This is a genomic window from Nocardia alba NBRC 108234, assembly GCF_001612665.1.
In the GTDB taxonomy this organism is placed as follows: domain Bacteria; phylum Actinomycetota; class Actinomycetes; order Mycobacteriales; family Mycobacteriaceae; genus Nocardia; species Nocardia alba.
In genome coordinates this window covers 471,025-485,654 of the sequence record NZ_BDAX01000002.1, presented here as the reverse complement: position 1 = coordinate 485,654, position 14,630 = coordinate 471,025, and the positions used below count along the sequence as shown (strand labels likewise).

Here is a 14,630-nt window from a genome sequence, read left to right as displayed (position 1 = left end):
GTCGCTGCCGCGCCTCAGTGACGGTCGCTACCGTCGAGCAGGCGCAGCAGGATACCGAGATCGCTGATATCGGCCAGCCCGAACACGATATCGGCGACCCGCTCGGCGCCGGCCGCGTCGAGTACGCCCGCGGTGTTGAGCGCGAACTTCGTCGCCAGTTCCCGCGGTGTCAACGGGTTGCCGGGCCCGCCGCGATTGACCTCGATCCGCTCGGTGACGGTGGTGCCGTCGACGAGTTCGGCGGTGAGTACCGCGGGGAACTGGTGCGGGAAGATGGCGTCGCAGCGCGCGTCCGGCACACAGGTCACCTTCGCGGCGAGCGCGAGCCGATCCGGATCGCCGGCGGCGGCGTCGGTGAAGTCCTCGTGGAACACCCCGAGACCGCCACCGCCCAACAGTGCCGCCGCCACCGTGTAGGGGCCGGAAAACGCTGCGTGATAACCGGATTCGGGGCGCTGCTTGGCTGCCGTCGGCTCGCCGATGGTCCGCAGGACCGGAGTCGGCGCGCCGAGGACGAGACGTTCGATCCGGTCCGCGGTGATCCCGCGCCCGCGCAGTCGCAGTGCGGCGTCGATCCCGGCGTGGGTGAAGTGGTTGCACGGGTAGGGCTTGAAGAAGATCCCGGGCAGTTCCCACCGTTCGCCGAGGTCCGCGCAGATCACGGCGGGATCTGCCTGGTCACCGCAGAAAGCTTGCAGGAGACCGAATCTGCCTTCGATGACGCTCGGCGGCCCGGTGAGCCCGTGCCGGGCGAGTGTGGCCGCGGTGACCGCGGCGTGCGCGGCCCAGCCGCAGTGCACCCGCTTCACGGTACCGCCGGTGCGGTTGGCCTCGAGCAACCCGGACCCCATGCTCGCGGCGATGCCGATGGTGTGGGTGGTGCCCGCCGCGTCGAGCCCCGACAGCATCGCCGCCGCCACGGCACCGCCGATGGTGCCGCAGATCGCGGTGGCGTGCAGTCCGCGCTCGAAGAAGATCGAATTGCCGAGCGCGGCATCGTATCCCGCGAGTCCGAGCCGGGCGGTGATCTCCACGCCGACCGCCACCGCGTCCAGCAGTGCCGCGCCGTCCGCCCCGTTCGCCTCGGCGGCGGCCAGCGCGGCCGGGACCACCGAGGCGGAAGGATGCAGCACCGAGGGCAATTGTGTGTCGTCGAAATCGAGTGCGTGGGCCAGGGTTCCGTTCCAGAGGGCCGCGTTGGCCGCTGGTATCCGGCCCTGGTGCCCGAACGTGGTCGACTGGGGACTGCCCGCCCACTCGCCGACCAGTGCGCGGACCGCGGCGGCGGCCGGAGTGTCGAGCGCGGCGAGACTGTTGCCGATCACGTCGAGCACCCGGCGGGCGGCGTCGGCGCGTAGTGGTGCCGCGACGCCGTGCGCGCGGGCGAGATGGGCGAACTGGGCCAGTCGCTGGGCGATGGTGAGCTCGGTCATCCGGTCACCGCCGCCAGTGGGCGTACCGGCGATCCGGTGCCGCCGACGATCCGCAGCGGCGCGAGGACGAACACGAATTCGGGCAGTGCTTGGCGGGCGATCTCCTCCAGGGCCAGATGCTCGAGAATCGGAATTCCCGACTCCACCAGCAGTATTCGATGCACCGGTAGCAGGCTGTGGCCCGCGCCCGGCGCCAAGCGCTCGTAGGCGGTGGTGTCGGCACCGGTCGCGCGGATCCCGCGTTCGGCGAGCCAGCGGGCGGCGGCCACGCCGGCGCCGGGAACACCGGACGCGGCGCCCAGATAGGTCGCCGCGTCGTCGAATCGGCGGGCCCAGCCGGTGCGCAGCAGCACCGCGTCGCCGGGCTCGACGGTGATCCCCGCCCGGTCCGCGGCGGCGGCGAGATCGGTGTCGGTGATCTCGTAGCCGCCGGGCAGGATGTCGGTGCCGTGCAGTGCCGCGATATCGAGAAGGACACCGCGGCACAGGAATCCGGGCAGCTGCTCGGCACCGTGGCTGCTGAAACCGCCGCCGCGCTGGGCCCGCGCGGCATCGATGCCGCCGTGCAGCAGGCCGTCCTGGCTGACGTGGCTCAACGCGTCGATATGGGTACCGACGTGTCCGCCGGTCACGATGATCTCGGCCGCCGCCGATCCGCCGTCGGCGCGAACCATGTCACCGTGACGGCGGGCCAGGGTCATCCGGAAGCCGGGATGGTTGGGCGAGCACGGCATCCCGGTGAAGAAGGGCTGGCCGAGTTCGATCAGGCGCACACCGCCTCGCACCAACTCCACCAGCGGATCTCGCGGGGTCACCGCACCACCCCCGACTCGCGCAAGCGGGTCAGCTGGGCGGCATCGACACCGTAGGACTCGAGTACCTCGGCGGTGTGCGCGCCCAGCGGGGGCCCGGCCCAGCGGATGGCGCCGGGCGTCGCGGAGAGGCGGAAGAGAATGTTCTGCATGCGGAGAAGTCCCAATTCGTCGTCGGGGACCTCGGCGATGGTGCCGAGAGCACGGAAATGTGGGTCGTCGAGGATGTCGGCGGCGGTGTAGACCGGTGCGACGGCCGCCTCGGCGGCGTCGAAGGCGGCCAGCACCGCCGCGGTGTCGTGGCGGGCGATCCAGCCGCCGACGGCCTCGTCGAGCTCATCGGCGTGCGCGGCGCGGCCGGTCCCGGTCGCGAACCACGGCTCGTCGAGGAACTCGGGCCTGCCGACCAGGCGCAGGACCCGTTCGGCGACCGATTGCGCGCTCGTCGACACCGCCACCCAGCCGCCGTCGGCGGTCCGGTAGGTATTGCGTGGCGCGTTGTTGGTCGACCGGTTGCCGGTGCGGGTCGCGAGCTGGCCGAGTTGGTCGTAGGCGATGAGCTGCGGGCCGAGCAGGGTCAGGATCGGCTCGATGATGGCCATGTCGATCTGCTGGCCGAGCCCGTCGTTCGCACGGGCTCGCAGTGCGGTCATGATGGCGAAAGCGGTTGCCAGGCCGGTGATTCCATCGGCCAACCCGAACGGAGGCAGCGTCGGCGGGCCGTCGGGCTCGCCGGTGATCGCGGCGAAACCGCTCATCGCCTCGGCCAGCGTGCCGAAGCCGGGCCGGTGCGCGTACGGCCCGATCTGGCCGAAGCCGGTGACCCTGGTCAGGATCAGTCCCGGATTGATGGCGCTGAGTTCGGCGTAGCCGAGTCCCCACCGTTCCAGTGTGCCGGGGCGGAAGTTCTCCACGACCACATCGGCGTCGGCCACCATCCGTCGGAAGATCTCCTGACCCTGCGGTGATCCCAGATACAGCGTGGCCGACTTCTTGTTGCGGCCCAGCATCTTCCACCACAGGCCGACCCCGTCGCGTTGGGGGCCGTGGCCGCGGACGGGATCGCCGACCGGATGTTCGATCTTGACCACGTCGGCGCCGAAGTCGGCGAGCAGCGTCCCTGCCAGCGGCCCGGCGAACAGGGTCGCCACCTCGATCACCTTGATTCCGGAGAGCGGTCCGGCCATGTCGTGACTCCTCACCGCCACGAGGAGTTTCCCGATACGAAACACTCAATCGGGCTCGTGGCATTGACCATCTGCGAATAGTACTGCGATGATCGAGTTTCGGAAACATATGTTTCGCAGAGAGAAACCGGAGTGGGCTGTGGTGACGACCGAACTGCTGATCAGGAACGCCCGAGCGGTGCGGCAGGGGGACTACGCCGACGAGCCGCCCGTGGTGGATATCGCGGTGGCGGGCGGGGTGATCACCGAGATCGGTCCCGGGTTGTCGAGCGGAGGCGCCGATCGCGTCGTGGACGCGCGGGGGCTGCTCGCCTTACCCGGAGTGGTGGACGCGCACCAACACTGGGGCATCTACCAGGACCTCGCGGCCGACACCGACACCGAGAGCCGCGCGTGCGCGCAGGGAGGGGTGACCACGTCGATCACCTATATGCGCACCGGGCGCTACTACCTGAACAAGGGCGGCCCCTATCGCGAGTTCGTGCCCGAGGTACTCGACCGCATGGCGGGTCGCTCGTTCGTCGACCACGCACTGCATCTGGCCCCGATGACAGCCGAGCACATCGCCGAAATCCCCTCGCTGGTGACCGATTTCGGGATCACCTCGTTCAAGATCTTCATGTTCTACGGTGGTCACGGTCTGCACGGTCGCTCGGCGGACCAGGCCGAGTTCCTGATGATCCCGCCCTCTGAGCGCTACGACCTGGCCCACTTCGAATTCGTCATGCGCGCGATCCAGCGCGCGCGTGCGCGTTTCGGCCCCGGCCTGTCGTTGTCGTTGCACTGCGAGACCGCCGAGATCATGGCCGCCTACACCGAGCTGGTCGAGCGGGCGGGCGAGTTGACGGGCCTGCGTGCCTACAGCGCGTCGCGGCCCGCGCATTCGGAAGGGCTGGCGGTGACGATGGCCGCCTACCTCGCCCACGAAACCGGGCTGGCGGGAATCAATCTGCTGCATCTGTCCTCGGCGAAGGCCGTCGAGGCCGCCCTGACCATGGCCACCGCCTTTCCCGAGGTGGATTTCCGGCGCGAGGTGACCATCGGTCATCTGCTCGCCGATGTCGACATCGCGCACGGCATCGGTGGGAAGGTGAACCCGCCGCTGCGCGAACGCGAGGACGTGGAGGCGCTGTGGCGGCACCTGCTGGCGGGCGAACTCGACTGGGTGGTCAGCGACCACGCGTGCTGTCGCGACGAACAGAAGTTCGGCGCCGACCCCGATGATGTCTTCGCCGCGAAATCGGGTTTCGGCGGCGCCGAGTACTTGCTGCCGGGTCTGGTCGGTGAGGGGCGCAAGCGCGGACTGTCGCTCACCCGGATCGCCGAACTCACCGCCGCGAATCCCGCGCGACGCTATGGCCTGACCGGAAAGGGCGTGCTCGGCGTCGGATTCGATGCCGACATCGTGCTGGTCGACCCCGACGCGCGCTGGACGGTCCGCGCCGCCGATTCCGAATCAGCGCAGGAATACACGCCGTTCGAGGGATTCGAGATGTCGGCCCGGGTTACCGAGGTATTCCTGCGTGGCAGGTCGGTCTTTGCGGATGGCCGCGTGGTCGGCGACCCCCGTGGTCGCTACCTGCGGCGCGACCCGGCCTGATCGACGGTGGGCACCGATCACCCGGCGATACTCCCGAGCTCGGCTCGGGGCCGCCGTGGCAACAGTGCCCTCGGCTACCGTGAAGCCGCAGCCTGCCGACGTCTGCGGCAGTGACCTGGTGATGGATCTGGAGGAGTGCCGTGGTTTCACTCGCGATGGTGGTTGTCGCGGTGGTCGAGCTGGTGTGTGTCGGCTTGCTGTGGGTACGCACCGCACGCGCACCACGGGTGCTGCTACTCGGGGTGGTGGGTCTCGGAATCGCCTATGACTCGGCGGTTTTCGGTCTCGGCGCGCTGATCGGCGAGGGAACGGTCCTGCACGGCCTGAGTGTCGGGCGGTTCGTCGGCCACGCCCTGCTCACCCCGCTGCTGGTGCTGTGGGCGGTCGACCGCGTCGGGGCGAGCGTGCGGTGGCGCCGTGCGGCCGTGGTCCTCACCGTGATCTTGGTGGGCTGGGGCCTGATCGGCGAACTCGCGCATCTGCGACTGGTGCCGCGCAGGTTCGCCGACACCCTGCGCTACGCGGGGGAGACCCCCGCCGTCCCGATCCCCGCGCTCGTGGTAACCGTGGTGCTGCTCGCGGCCGGCACGATCCTGTGGCGCGCGGACGGCCTGCGATTCCCGTTGCTCGGCATCGCACTGTTGGTCGTGGCATCGGGCGCCGCGGCACTGTGCCCGCCACTGGGCAATGTCGGCGAGGCGATAATGCTCGCCGCGCTCGTCGGAGCGGAACTCGTTCTGTCGGGGCGCAATTCGTCCGACTCGGGCAAGGGTCCAGCACAGGGCGAACCATCGGATTCGAGAAACTCGTCGCCGACGCCGCCCACGGCGAGTTGATAGGCGCGCACCGCATCGGCCCGACATCGCTGAGCTGCGCCCCGATTCGAGTACCGGCCCACAGTGGGGCCTGACTACCGCCGAGCTGATCGCCGGATCGGTCGCTGCCGCCCGGGTGTCCGGCGCCATGTCACGCGGTTGACCGGCGGCGGAAGGGGCTGTGAGGAACTTCCCAGCTAATCGCGAACATAGGTTAGGCTAACGCAACTTATTGGCTGATGGTTTCAGAGTAGGACGGTACAGCGCATGGCGAATACGCAGCGTGCACGGCGGCGCGAGAGCCTGCGGCCCCAACGATGGATGGCTGTCGGCATGATCGCAGCCCTGGCGCTGACCGCTGGGTGCTCGAGCCGAGAAGCGCAGGCCGACAACGCGGCCGGCGCGGGCGCGCTGACGATCATCGACCAGCGCGGCCGGGCCGTCACGCTGGATGGCCCCGCCGGCAAGGTGGCGTTCACTGTCATGCCCGCACCCTCGATCTTCGCCGCGGTGGATCGCAGCTACGACCGCATCGTCGGCCTCAACCAGTCGACGCTGGTCGCCAATCGCGGTGGCATGTTCGCGACCATGTTCCCCGCCTCGGCCGACTCCGCGGTGGTCGCCGGCAGCGATTTCGTGCCGAATGTGGAGACACTGCTGCAGCTCGATCCCGATGTCGTAGTCCAGTGGGGTGATCGGGGAAACGACGTGATCGCGCCGATCGAGTCGGCGGGCTTCCCGGTGGTCGGACTGAAATACGGAACCCAGGACGACCTCGAACAGTGGATCACCCTGTTCTCGCAGATCGCGGGTAAGCCGGAACGTGGGCGGCAACTGGTCGACTGGCAGCGCGCCGAGCAAGCCGAGATGCGTGCCAGGGTGGCCTCGACGCAGGGTCAACGGCCGCGGGCGATGATCCTGTCGCGCACCGGTGACACCTACAGCACCACCAGCGCCAAGGGGTATGACGGATTCCAGTTCGACCTGGTCGGTGGGGATCTGGTCAGCAAGGGTTTCGTCTCCGACTCCGGACAGGTGGGTCCCGAACAGATCCTGGCCTGGAACCCCGAGGTCATCATGCTCAGCGGATTCGACCAGAGCACTCCCGCCGACATCTACGCCGACCCGAGGCTGGCGAATGTGAGCGCTGTACAGAACAAGCGCGTATACAAGACCCCGCTGGGTGGCTACCGATGGCAGGTGCCGGGCGCGGAATCACCGCTGATGTGGCTGTGGATGCACCAGATCCTGTACCCGGGAACGCGCAATGGGCAACTGCGCGAAGACATTCGTGCCGGGTTCGACAATCTGTTCGCCTACCGGATCACCGACGACGAGATCGACCAGGTGCTGCGCCTGGACCTCAACAAAGACGCGGCCGGTTATGACCAGTTCCTCCGTTGATCAGATGGCGGCGCCGGTGGATCCGGCGCCGCGGCGGGCGCGGTTCGATCGTCGAATGCTGGCCGTTCCAGGGTTTTTCCTGCTGTTGATCGTCGTAGCGGTCGGCGCACTGGCCGTCGGCCGCTACGCCGTCCCGCCGAACGAGATCGTTCGAATCCTGTTGGGGCAGTTCTTGCCGATCGAGCGGACCTGGTACCCGCAGGAGGCCACGGTGGTGCTCGACGTGCGGCTTCCCCGCGTCCTGCTGTCGATCCTGTTGGGGGCGGGGCTCGCGCTCACCGGAGCGGTGATGCAGGCGGTGTTCCGCAACCCGCTCGCCAGTGCCCAGGTCCTCGGCGTGTCATCGGGCGCCTCCTTCGGTGGCGTGCTGATCCTGCTCGCCGGATTCAGCGGCGCCGCCCTGGTCGGCGGGGCGTTTCTCGGCGGCTCGGCGGCCTTGGCGCTGGTCGTTGCGATCGCTCGGGCCGTGCCGGGGGCACCGCTGTTGATGATCATCCTCGGCGGCACTGTGGTCGGCGCGATGTTCGCGGCGATGGTCTCGTTCATCACCTATATCGCCGACCCCTACAGCGAACTTCCCTCGATCGTCTTCTGGCTCATGGGTTCGCTGGCGACGGCGAGCTACACCAAGGTGGCGACCGCGGCGATCCCGATCGTCGCGGCGGGACTGGTGGTGCTCGCGCTGCGTTGGCGGCTGAATATTCTCGCCATGGGCGACGAGGACGCCACCGCGCTGGGGCTCTCGCCGCGGCGGCTGCGCAACCTTCTCCTGGTCTGTGTCGCGATGATCACCGCGGGATCGGTGTCGGTGGCCGGGGTGATCGGCTGGGTGGGGCTGGTCGTCCCGCACCTGGTGCGCATGATGGTCGGTACCGACAACCGGATGGTGCTGCCGGTCAGCGCGTTGCTCGGAGCCATCTATCTCACCCTGATCGACACCCTCTCGCGCACGATCAGCACCGCCGAGATCCCGATCGGCATCCTCACCGCGATCATCGGCGCACCTTTCTTCGTGGCGCTGCTGATTCGTAACCGAACTCGCCTGTGGGGTTCGGATGCTTGAGGCGAGCTCGTTGTCGTTCCGGTATTCGGCCAAGGGGCCGTGGATCTTTCGTGATGTCTCCGTGCGCGCCGCGGCGGGTCAGGTCTTCGCGGTGCTCGGACCGAACGCACGGGGCAAGACCACGATGCTCAAGTGTCTGGCCGGAATCACGCGCCCGGTGGCCGGTTCCGTCGCGACGACCGGCGGCGTGGGCTATGTCCCCCAGAGCCATTCGGTGGTGTTCTCGTTCTCGGTGCTCGACATCGTGCTGATGGGCAGGGCGCGGACGGTGAAGATCTACAGCACGCCCACCGCCGCCGACCGCGAAGCCGCCCGGGAGGCGCTGCACCGGGTCGGCGTTTCGCATCTCGCGGACCGTGACTACACCGGACTCAGTGGCGGCGAGCGTCAATTGGTGCTGATCGCCCGGGCGTTGGTCTGCGACTGCGACACCATCGTGCTCGACGAACCCGCCGCCGCCCTCGACCTCCGCAACCAGGCCCAGGTGCTGACGGTGCTCCGCGCGCTCGCCGACGAGGGGTTGGCGGTCGTGATGACCACCCACCACCCTGACCACGCACTGCACGTGGCCGAACAGTCGATGCTGATGGTGAGCGCCGACGATCAGCGGATCGGCCCGACCCGCGAGTTACTCACCAGCGCACTGCTTTCCGAGATGTACGGGGTCCCTATTGTCACCGCCGACGTCGAAACGCCGAGTGCGACAAGGCGACTGACCGTTCCGGATTTCGGCAGGGGAATCTCGTGACGGTGCTGAACGCCCGCATGGCCCCCTGCGACGGGCAGGTGATCGACGGGATGCGAGAAGTCGATGTCTACGACCTGCCGACTGCCTGCGACGACTCGGTCACCGGCGTCTATCTGACCGGCGATGTCGATCAGGAGTACCTGCTCCACCAGCGACCGTTCTTGGATTCCTTCGTCACCCGTGGCGGACGCGTGGTCGTGAACGGGCATGTGCAGCGCCGCTTCCTGGACGGCCTGAGCACTTGGCGAAAGCTCGACTTCCGTAACCCGCGCGATCTCGCGTTGACGCGCGTGAACGAGCATCCCGTGTGGGCAGGCACCGATCCGAAGTCCTTCCTGTACAGCACCGGCACGCCAGGACCTGTGCCGTTCGACGAACTGGCCCGCATCGGCGTGGCCGGCTTCTACGGGCGTGGCTGGTACGCGGACCTGCCCGCCGACGCCCGATCGGTGCACACACTCGGCACGACCGACGCCCCGATCGACTACGACTACCCGCTCGGCGCGGGCCGGGTGCTGGTACACGGCGGCAACGATCTGCTGCAGTTCGCCACCGCCGCTCGCGGAACGCGGCGATTGCGCCCCCAGCTCGTCCGATGGCTGGAAGGCCGCGATGACTGACCTCGTTCGCGCCGCCTGCTCGATCGCCTTGCTGCACGGCGGCAGTCACGCGCAACTGGCCACCCTGGCCGATCCCGCACTGGCGCCGTACCGGCTCCGTCCGATCCACGTGCGCACCGGGAAATCCGAGGAACTCACCGACATCGACGTGATCGTGGTGTCCGACCGGCTCCGCCCGGATCTGTTGCGGCACTGGACCACAAGCATTCTCGCTGCCCTCGACCGGGGCGCTACCGTCCTGATTTTCGGCGAGAACGCCGTGGAGGGCTGGGTGCCCGGTGTCCGGCAACAGAGCCGTCCCACCGTGTTCTGGTGGTGGCGCACCGGTGAGGACCACCGGCTCCGCACTCGCGCGCCGGACCATCCGGTGTGGGGTTTCTTCGCCGATCGCGCCGTGATCTGGCACTACCACGGTGTGCTCGAGCCCCCGCCCGGCGCGGTGAGCCTGGTCGATCTGCACACCGAGGACGGTGCCCGCGACGGTTCGATCCTCTATCTCGACGAGCAGTCGACCCCCGGTCGTCTCCTGGTCACCACCATGGACCCGGTGTACCACCACGGGTCCGGATTCATGCCCGGTGCAACGCAATTGCTCTATTCGGCGTTGTACTGGGCCACCGCCGACCGGAGGAAGACATGCTGACAGTCCTCGAATCGGGTACGCCGATCGACATCTCGTTCACCGATCTGATGAAGTACCACGGACCACACTTCCCCGGCGGGGTGGCGCACGCGTACTGCGCGATGCGCCACGCCGTCGCGGTGCTCGGTCCGGTGGAGCGCCGCGACGTCACCGTTCGCACCGCGTTCCCGGGCCCCGGCGGACGAGACGCGATCGAAATGGCGTTGCGCGCGGTCACCGGCGGCCGTTTCGTCGTCGCGCCCGAACTCGCGGCGACCGACCGCGGCGCCACCCTGGCCCGCTACGTCTGGGAATTCGGCTACCACGACCGGACCGTGCTGGTGCGGTTGCGCGACGCGGGATTCGTCACCGACGAATTCATCGAACTCGGAGCCCGCGACGACCGCGCTCCGGCCGACGACGAACGACTGACCGTGCTGAAACAGGAGATGACCGACCGACTGCTGAGCGGCGAGGTCGGCGAGGTCTACGAAGAGGTGCCCCCGCCGACACGCTGAGTCGGACGCCACTCCACTGACCAGAGCGACCGGACGTTGGCATGTCGGTCCAGCCTTCACGTGGTCGGGGCGCTGCCGAATGGCGTATCACCGCGTCCGGCGCTGTGACCTGCGGCGTGTCGAGTATCGGGCTGTTCGCCGGGTACCGTTGGGCGGTGAACCCAGCTGACGCGCGACTCCTGAAAGACGGCGATCTCGAGACCCGCGAGGACAATCTGCGACTCCTGCTCGTGCGGGCTGAGGACGGCGACACTTCCGCGAAGGAGACACTGCGCGCGCTCGTGCGTGACTACCCCGACTACCACCGGTCGCTCTACAGCAGGGCACTGAACCGGGCGGAGGTCTTCGGCGACGACTCCTTGCGCGAACCGCTGCTCGCCTCCCTCACCGACACCCGCTACAACTGCCAGGCGTGGGCCGCGATGGGCTGCGCGGCGCTCGGCATCAAGGAGGCGGTCCCCGGCGTGGTCGCCATGCTGGATCATCCGCAGGACTTCGCCCGGGACCAGGCGGTGATCGCGCTCGGCGTGCTCGGCGACGAATCGGCCGTCCCGGTGCTCGCGCCGCTGCTGGGGGACTCGGTCAGCGGGCTGCGCGAGCGCGCGGCCGAGGCGCTCGGCATGATCGGGGGCGACGCGGCGCTGGCCGCCCTCTGGGACGAATTCGAGAACCGCCGCTACTACCGCATCGGCTACATCGCCAGCGCGTTGTCGGAATTCGCGCCGGACATCATCCCCCGACTCATCGAGGCGGCCGCGGACGACGATCCCGATAAGCGATACTGGGCGGCCGTCGCCCTCGGTTCGACCGGTGACGACCGCGCTGTGGCGACCCTCGAACGCTTGATGGCCGACGATCGCGGCTCCACCGTCTTCGACGGCATGGTGAGCGTTGCCGCGAAGAAGGGCCTGCGCACGCTACGCCGGATCCAAGCCGCGATCGCCGCCCGCGAATCCTGAGCGCCCGACGCGAGCAGGGTCGACGCGCGGAACCGTCGGCGCGCGGTGCTGGTGGACCGAACCGCGGCACGCTCTCGTACGGTGGTGACATGGGCGTACGGATGGTGGTTGTCGGGGCGGACGCGACCGGGATGGCGGCGGCGTCGCAGGCGCGCAGGCTGCGCGATGCCGGCGAGCTCGAGATCGTGGTGTTCGAGAAGGGACGGCATTCCTCGTACTCGGCGTGCGGGATCCCGTACTGGGTCGCGGGCGATGTCGCCGACGCGGATGACCTGATCGCACGGTCGGTGGCCGAACATCGCGCTCGTGATATCGATCTGCGGATGCGGACCGAGGTGATCGAGATCGACCCGGTGGGGCGACGGGTCCTTTCCCGTGATCTCGACACCGGCGCGCAGGGGTGGACGGGTTACGACAAGCTCGTGTTGGCCACGGGGGCGACGCCGATCCGGCCCCCACTGCCCGGTATCGATGCCGAGGGGGTCTACGGGGTGCAGACCCTCGACGACGGACAGGCGCTCATCGACGGTCTGGAATCTGCCGACGGGCGCGCGGCCGTCGTGGTGGGTGCGGGGTATATCGGTGTCGAGATGGCCGAGGCGTTGGTGCGCCGGGGGTTCGAGGTCACCATGGTCACCCGGGGTGCGCAACCCATGTCCACGCTCGATCCGGATATGGGTGCGCGCGTGCGAGAAGCTATGGAGGGGATGGGAATACGGGTCGTCTGCGACGCGGAGGTCACCGGTATTCCGACATCGCAGGACGGCAAGGCCCGCGCCGTGGCCACCGCCGACACCGAATTCCCGGCCGATGTGGTCGTGCTGGGAATCGGCGTGGAACCGGCCACCGAGCTGGCGCGACGGGCCGGGCTTCCGCTGGGCGAGAGCGGAGGTCTGCTCACCGACCTCGCCCAACGCGTGCGCGGATACGACGACATCTGGGCCGGCGGCGACTGCGTGGAAGTGCTGGATCTGGTGTCGGGCACGATGCGCCACATTCCGCTCGGCACCCACGCCAACAAGCACGGGCAGGTGATCGGCTCGGGCGTCGGTGGCGGATACGCCACTTTCCCCGGCGTGGTCGGCACCGCGATGAGCAAGGTGTGCGACCTCGAGGTGGCGCGAACCGGCCTGGGGGAGGACGACGCTCGGCGCGAAGGCCTGCAGTTCCACGCTGTCACCATCGAATCCACCGGCCGCGCGGGCTATTTCCCCGGCGCGAAACCCATGACGGTGAAAATGCTCGCCGAACGTCGCACCGGTCGGCTGCTCGGCGTGCAGATCGTCGGCTACACCGGTGCCGCCAAGCGAATCGACATCGCGGCAGTGGCGCTCACCGCGAGAATGACGGTGGAGCAGGTGACCGCGCTCGACCTCGGCTACGCACCACCGTTCTCCCCGGTCTGGGACCCGGTTCTGGTCGCCGCGCGGGCGGCTGTCCGCGCGGTGGCGAAGGGCGGCTGAGGGCGCGGAAGTCACCAGAAGCGGGGGGTGAGGCCCCACGACTCGAATTCCGCCGTCAGCGACTCACGCAGGACGGTGCGGCTGGGGAAGCGGTCGGGGTCGGCGCCGGTGACAGCGAGGACGACCGTGTGGCCGTCGGTGGAGAAGGAGAGGTTCACGCCCACCTCCACTCGACGGAACATGGCGGTGTCGTTGGTGCACACGACCGGCCGCATGAGGACGGCGCGAGCGCGCTGACCTGCGAAATCGGCTACACCACTGGCGGTTTCACCGAGATTGGTGCACAGGCATTCCGGGGCTCGCGCGGTGCGGGCGGCACGGCGGAGAACGAAACGGGGCGCGATCATCTGCAACGGTTGCAGGTGCTGTAACGCGGGCGTGGTCGCCGGGTCGCGATAGGCGGTCGCCGCCCGTTTCACCGCCGAGCGAACAGCGGCGAGGTCGACGCGTTCGCCGGTGCGGTAGGTGACCGAGATCGGCAGGCCGGTGGTGGCGTTGGCGCGTGGGTCGTCACTGGTGCGCATCGAATGGGGGATGTCGACGCGAATCTCGGCGGTGTCACCGACGCGCCCGCTGCGTCCGAACAGGCCGGCGCCGAGGGCGATCAGGAGCCCGTTCGTGGTGCCGCAGTGCCGTGCGGCGGCGGCGTTCCACTCCGCGAGATCGAGCTGGACCACCAGATCCGCCGGTGACCACCGGGTCGGCAGGGGCAGCTCCGGGAGCGCGGGACGAGGGTTGCGATCGGGCTCGACGACGCCACGGGCGGCGATCGCCGCGCGAATCCCGCGCGCGACCGCGCGCAGCTGCCGGCCCGCATCGATGATGTTCGCACCCAACACATTCGGTGGTGGCGTGCCGACGAGCCGCCCCGAACCCGTTGTCACGTCAGGACTCTCATCGAGCTGGGCCAGCGCGTCGCCCACCGCGAAGAGCACCGCGCCGCCGTCGGATGCCACATGCGAGGTCACCAGCGACACCAGCGTCCCACCCGCCGTGGTCGGCGCGGCGGACAGCCGCCACACCCGACCGCTCTCGGGATCGAAGTCGACCCGGCTCTGCGCGAAGTACCAGTCGAGAATCCCCTCGTCGGCGACGGGCACCGAATCCCATCCCAGCGGAATCGATTCCGTGGCCGGCAGCCAGTAGGGGCGGGCGAAGGGCACCCGGGCCGGCTGCACGCGCCGGGCCAGGAACCCCTGGGCCAATCGCGCGTGGAATCGGGCGAGCAGTTCAGGGTCGAGCGGCTCGTCGAACCGCCATGCGAGCTGATTGACCAGTGCGTTGCCGTAGAGGCTGTGGAGCTGGCGGAACAGATCGTCGTCGGCGGTGAGCCGGTTGACGCCGATGCCGGCGATGACCGGTGGGGTCGAAAAGGTGAGTGCCATC

At 68.9% G+C, this 14,630-nt stretch carries 14 protein-coding genes; 10 read left to right on the top strand and 4 right to left on the bottom strand.

Translation table 11 applies throughout. The features are described from left to right. Positions 1-14 precede the first annotated feature (14 nt). From NA12_RS03965 to NA12_RS03955, 3 genes are read right to left on the bottom strand one after another with little or no spacing between them, the layout of a single operon-like run. The gene (locus NA12_RS03965) at positions 15-1,433 is read right to left on the bottom strand and encodes an MmgE/PrpD family protein (protein ID WP_067446015.1); all 1,419 of its coding nucleotides are present in this window, start codon (positions 1,431-1,433) and stop codon (positions 15-17) included. After that, positions 1,430-2,248 carry a cyclase family protein gene (locus NA12_RS03960; protein WP_067446013.1) on the bottom strand — a complete coding sequence of 273 codons (819 nt, stop codon included), beginning with the start codon at positions 2,246-2,248 and terminating at the stop codon, positions 1,430-1,432. Before NA12_RS03960 ends, NA12_RS03965 begins: the two co-directional genes overlap by 4 nt. After that, complete coding sequence (locus NA12_RS03955) at positions 2,245-3,432, bottom strand: CaiB/BaiF CoA transferase family protein (protein WP_067446011.1); 1,188 nt, start codon at positions 3,430-3,432, stop codon at positions 2,245-2,247. The genes NA12_RS03960 and NA12_RS03955 overlap by 4 nt, the downstream gene beginning before the upstream one ends. Before the next feature lie 139 nt (positions 3,433-3,571). On the opposite strand from NA12_RS03955, the gene NA12_RS03950 reads away from it, so the two are divergent. The 10 genes from NA12_RS03950 to NA12_RS03905 all read left to right on the top strand — a co-directional run bounded on the left by NA12_RS03950 (position 3,572) and on the right by NA12_RS03905 (position 13,244). After that, positions 3,572-5,032, top strand: coding sequence for a dihydroorotase (locus NA12_RS03950; RefSeq protein ID WP_067447454.1), 1,461 nt, complete (start codon positions 3,572-3,574; stop codon positions 5,030-5,032). 140 nt (positions 5,033-5,172) lie between these two features. Then, on the top strand, positions 5,173-5,868 hold the full coding sequence (locus NA12_RS03945; RefSeq protein ID WP_067446009.1) for a hypothetical protein: 696 nt from the start codon (positions 5,173-5,175) through the stop codon (positions 5,866-5,868). A 312-nt stretch (positions 5,869-6,180) separates the two neighbouring features. Continuing rightward, on the top strand, positions 6,181-7,251 hold the full coding sequence (locus tag NA12_RS03940; protein ID WP_165914804.1) for an ABC transporter substrate-binding protein: 1,071 nt from the start codon (positions 6,181-6,183) through the stop codon (positions 7,249-7,251). 55 nt (positions 7,252-7,306) lie between these two features. Further along, on the top strand, positions 7,307-8,314 hold the full coding sequence (locus NA12_RS03935) for a FecCD family ABC transporter permease (RefSeq protein ID WP_243654896.1): 1,008 nt from the start codon (positions 7,307-7,309) through the stop codon (positions 8,312-8,314). Further along, positions 8,307-9,062: an ABC transporter ATP-binding protein gene (locus NA12_RS03930; RefSeq protein WP_067446004.1), complete on the top strand. Its 756-nt coding sequence runs from the start codon at positions 8,307-8,309 to the stop codon at positions 9,060-9,062. The genes NA12_RS03935 and NA12_RS03930 overlap by 8 nt, the downstream gene beginning before the upstream one ends. After that, positions 9,059-9,682 (top strand): hypothetical protein, encoded by a 624-nt coding sequence (locus NA12_RS03925; RefSeq protein WP_067446001.1) that lies wholly within the window; start codon positions 9,059-9,061, stop codon positions 9,680-9,682. Before NA12_RS03930 ends, NA12_RS03925 begins: the two co-directional genes overlap by 4 nt. After that, entirely contained in the window at positions 9,675-10,325 is a 651-nt protein-coding gene (locus tag NA12_RS03920; protein WP_067445999.1) for a hypothetical protein, read from the top strand. The genes NA12_RS03925 and NA12_RS03920 overlap by 8 nt, the downstream gene beginning before the upstream one ends. Further along, positions 10,319-10,822, top strand: a complete 504-nt coding sequence (locus tag NA12_RS03915; protein ID WP_067445997.1) for a hypothetical protein — start codon at positions 10,319-10,321, stop codon at positions 10,820-10,822. Before NA12_RS03920 ends, NA12_RS03915 begins: the two co-directional genes overlap by 7 nt. Before the next feature lie 155 nt (positions 10,823-10,977). Beyond that, positions 10,978-11,781: a HEAT repeat domain-containing protein gene (locus NA12_RS03910; RefSeq protein ID WP_165914803.1), complete on the top strand. Its 804-nt coding sequence runs from the start codon at positions 10,978-10,980 to the stop codon at positions 11,779-11,781. Positions 11,782-11,870: 89 nt separating this feature from the next. Next, positions 11,871-13,244 (top strand): FAD-dependent oxidoreductase, encoded by a 1,374-nt coding sequence (locus tag NA12_RS03905; protein ID WP_067445993.1) that lies wholly within the window; start codon positions 11,871-11,873, stop codon positions 13,242-13,244. A gap of 11 nt (positions 13,245-13,255) precedes the next feature. Here NA12_RS03905 and NA12_RS03900 read toward each other — a convergent pair whose 3' ends face one another. Then, positions 13,256-14,629: a hypothetical protein gene (locus tag NA12_RS03900; RefSeq protein WP_067445991.1), complete on the bottom strand. Its 1,374-nt coding sequence runs from the start codon at positions 14,627-14,629 to the stop codon at positions 13,256-13,258. Position 14,630 lies beyond the last annotated feature (1 nt).